This window comes from Lentzea sp. NPDC006480 (genome assembly GCF_040611995.1).
Lineage (GTDB): Bacteria > Actinomycetota > Actinomycetes > Mycobacteriales > Pseudonocardiaceae > Lentzea.
Genome location: NZ_JBEXPJ010000308.1, coordinates 1 through 4,059, shown reverse-complemented (window position 1 = coordinate 4,059; position 4,059 = coordinate 1). Strand labels below are relative to the sequence as shown.

General features: G+C 67.7%; 2 protein-coding genes and 1 pseudogene. 1 reads left to right on the top strand and 2 read right to left on the bottom strand.

Annotated features, from left to right (window positions below):
• A pseudogene (locus tag ABZX92_RS45305) lies at positions 1–708 on the top strand (hypothetical protein); the annotation flags it as partial.
• Positions 709–723: 15 nt separating this feature from the next.
• Here the strand turns inward: ABZX92_RS45305 and ABZX92_RS45300 are convergent.
• Both ABZX92_RS45300 and ABZX92_RS45295 read right to left on the bottom strand, forming a co-directional pair.
• Positions 724–3,318 carry an exo 1,3/1,4-beta-D-glucan glucohydrolase gene (locus ABZX92_RS45300; protein ID WP_355572279.1) on the bottom strand — a complete coding sequence of 865 codons (2,595 nt, stop codon included), beginning with the start codon at positions 3,316–3,318 and terminating at the stop codon, positions 724–726.
• 503 nt (positions 3,319–3,821) lie between these two features.
• Positions 3,822–4,059: hypothetical protein (locus ABZX92_RS45295; protein ID WP_355572278.1), on the bottom strand; the 238-nt coding region annotated here is incomplete at its 5' end.

Here is a 4,059-nt window from a genome sequence, read left to right as displayed (position 1 = left end):
GAACAGGTCCGACAGCCCGGCGCCCTTGCTGCGGCCGTTCGCGGCGGGATGGCCGTAGAGCTCCTCGAACCGGTCCTCACGAAGCTGAGGGCGCCGAAGCTGCTGTCGTTCCGCGAGGTCGGGAACAACTACCTCTGGGCGGTGCACTTCAGCCCGGACGGCGGCAAGCTGGTCGCGGGCACCGGTGACCAGTCGAAGCTCTTCGACGTCACCGATCTCCGCGTCCCGAAGGAGATCACGTTCCCAGGACAGGGCGACACGACGTTGCGCGGCGGCTTCAGCCCGGACGGCAGGCTGCTCGCCACCGCGATCGGGGACAAGGAGATCAGGTTCACCGACCCGCGCACGATGCGCGAGGTGGGCAGGCTGTCCGGGCTCACGGCCGGTCCGTACGCGGTGACCTACCACGGGACCCTGATGGCGACCTCGCACACGGACGGCGTGCTGCGGCTGTGGGACGTCGCGGATCCCGCTCGTCCCCGGCTGGTCACGAAGTTCACCGGGCACGCGCGGGACGTCGCGGCCGTCGAGTTCTCGCCCGACGGCACATACCTGGCTTCCGGCGGCAACGACACGACGGTGCGGCTGTGGGACGTGGACGTCGATCGGGCGGTTGAGCGGTTGTGCGCGCGGCATCCCGAACCGCTCACGCGCGCGCAGTGGGAGGAGTACTTCCCGGACGTGCCCTACCGGCAGGTCTGCCGGTAGGGCACGGTTTCTCCGTTATGTGCAGGGAATGGCGTCCGGATCGGCGCCCGCCTTGGGCACCCACCGCACGTTCGCGAACGACGCCTGGAAGGTGCCTTCGGTGTAGACCAGGAACGGCGTGTTGACGTTCTCCAGGTCCAGCCCCTTGTCGGCGAAGCAGCTGACCGCGACCTTCACGGTCGACTTCTGGCCAACGGGGAGGTTCCGGAACGCTTGTGTGGCATCGAGTTCCGCCATGCAGGGGTAGTTGCAGTGCGCGCTGATGACCGTGCGGTTGGCCGGGGCCTGGTGCACGATCACGTCGAACTCGATGGCCGCGTTGGCGTTGCCGTAGCCGCGCAGGTCGCTGCCGGTCGGGCTCTGCAGGAACACCTGGCCCGGTCCGGTGCCGGTCCACGTCGTCTTGAGCGCGTCCTGCTGGACGTTGACGTCGGACTGCACGACGTTGATGTTCGCCTGCGAGGCCTGCCCGTCCGGGCCGATCTCGAGGCCCCAGTTCTCCGGCGAGCCGATGAAGCTCTTGTACGGCGCGACATCGGTGCGGTTGAAGACCTCCAGGTCCTCCGTGGCCGTGCCGCCGCCACCGCCGGAGCAGAAGCCGCCGGGGCTGGTCTCGTCGAGCTTGCCGACGTTGCCGGTCTGCCAGTCGCGCAGGCCGTACCCGAACTTGAACAGCGGCGTCTTGGCCGGCTCGCCGGGCAGTGCCGGGCAGGCCTCGCCCGGCCACGAGTAGGACAGCTTGCCGCTGAACCCGTTGTGGCGTCCCCTGATCAGCAGATCGGCGATGCCCTGACCCTCGGTGCCGGGCAGCCACGCGGCGACGAACGCGTCGGAGCGGTTGATCTCCTTGTTCATGTACATCGCGCGGCCGCCGACGTAGACGGTGATGACCGGCTTGCCCTTGCCGGACACCTTGTCGAGGGTTTCCAGGTCCTTCGGGTACAGGCGCGCGGTCTCGAACGTCCGCTTGCCGATGTCGCCCACGCCCTCGGCGTACGGCGTCTCACCGATGACGGCGATGACGGCGTCGAAGTTCTTGGGGTCGACGTTGTCCGCGGTCTCGGCGAACGTGACGTTGGCGGCGCCCAGCGTGTCCTGGATGCCCTTGAGGATGCTGGTGCCGTTGGGGAAGTCGGCGTTGGTGTTGCCGGTGCCCTGCCAGGACAGCGTCCAGCCGCCGGTCTGGTTGCCGATGTTGTCCGCGCTCTTGCCGACCACGAGAACCTTGCTGCGCTTGGAGAGCGGCAGCACCCGGTCGTTGTTCTTCAGCAGCGTCGCGGACTCCCGCACGGCCTTGCGCGCGAGCTCCTTGTGCAGCAACGCCTCCTGCTCGCCGGCGTGCTCTCGCGCGGACGGCTTCGGCGCGTCGAACGTGCCCGCGCGCAGCTTGACGCGCAGAATCCGGGTGACGGCGTCGTCGATGCGGGCCATCGGGATCACGCCGGTCTCGACCTGGGCGATCGTGTTGGTGATGAACGCCTTCCAGTCCTGCGGCACCATGATGATGTCCAGGCCGGCGTTGATCGCCTGCGGGCAGCTGGCGTTCGTGCAGCCGGTGACCTGGCCGATGCCGTTCCAGTCGGAGACGAGCAGGCCGTCGAAGCCCATCTTCTCCTTGAGAATGCCGGTCTGCACGTACTTGCTGCCGTGCACCTTGCCCTCGTTGATGACGTCGTTCGTCCAGCTGTTGAACGAGATCATCACCGTCTGCGCACCCGCGGCCAGCGCCCCGTAGTAGCCCTGCCCGTGGATGTTGATCATGTCTTTTTCGCTGTAGGCGTTGACGCCCTGGTCCTTGCCGCCGGTCGTGCCGCCGTCACCGATGAAGTGCTTGGCGGTGGCGATCACGCCGTCCTCGCCGATGCGCTTCTTCGCGTTGTCCTGCAAGCCCTTGATGGCTTCGAACCCGTAGGCGCGGGTGATCCGCGGGTCCTCCGAGAACCCTTCGTACGTGCGCCCCCACCGGTCGTCCTGCACCACGGCGAGCGTCGGCGAGAACGCCCAGTCCTGCCCGGTCGCGCGAATCTGCTCGGCCGTGGCCTCGTTGATGTCGCGGATGAGGCACGGGTCGTGCGCGGCGCCGAGCCCGATGTTGTGCGGGAACACCGTCGCGCCGTAGACGTTGTTGTTGCCGTGCACCGCGTCGATGCCCCAGATGACGGGAATCCTGGTGCGCGTCTGCTTCGACGCCTCCCAGTAGGCGTCGGCCTTCGCGAGCCAGTCCTGCGGCGTGGCCTTCTTGTTGGCGTTCGGCCAGCTGCCACCACCGTTGAGCACCGAGCCGAACCCGTACGTCGTGACGTCCTGCGCCGTGATCGCGCCGATCTCGGGCTGCGTCATCTGGCCGACCTTCTCGGCCAGCGTCATGCCCTTGAGGATCTCCTTGATCCTGGCTTCGTCCCTGCGGTCGCCCTTGAGCTGGCTGTCGATCTTCGGCCAGTCCTTGAGCTCCGGCAACGACTTCTCGATGCGGGCACACCCGTGCTCGGTACGGGGCTGCCCGATGACCGTCTGCTTCGACCCGCGCTCGTCCGGCGCGGCGGCCGCCGATGTCGCGCTGGCGGCGAGCGTCAGCCCCAGCACTGCGGCGAGAGTGCTTCTCCAATGCATGCCGCAGATCCTCAACTTTGTGTTACGTCCACGTCAATGGGAACGCTCTCACGACTTTGTTCCGGGAAACTTTCGGGACGAAGCGGGAGGTATCGGGCCTGGTCGCACGCTTACCGCCCATCTGCCGCCCGCATGCCCTCGTTCGGCCCTCGCATGGCCGTGGGGGCGGGTGGGCCGGTTGGGTGGCCGGGGTCGGCGGTCGGGTGGCGGCCGGTCGGGTGGCTGGCCGGCGGTGGCCGGGTTCCAGCGTGGTCGCCTGCGAGCCGGGTCAGTTCATCGCCGCTTCGCGACGATTGCGATTGGGCTTGGAGTGGAATCAGGCCCGCACGGCTCGCTTCGCATCGCCCTTGTGCAGCACCTTCGGCGCAATGCTGGCGGGCGCCGCGTACCGACTCAGCGCTATAGGAAACCGGTGGATTATGACAGTACGCCCACTTATCTCACGTGCGGTGACCGTACTGTCCAAACCGCGCTGTCAGCGCTACCCGACGATCGAGTGAACCTCACTCCATCGCAAGACTCGAATCGGTAGCCAGCGCGAGAACCGCCTCGTCGTCGAGTGGGGCGCCCTCAAGTGGTGCCGCTCCCCGCCAGAACACGCCCTGTGCCGCATTCGTGCGGTCGCTCGCCTGCACCATGCGCTGGCGATGTCCGCTGGGCAGCAGTACCTCGGTGCTGACAGTGCGGGAAATCGAGGACCACGACCCCGTATCGGCCAGGTCCGTCGGTGACGAGCGCGCC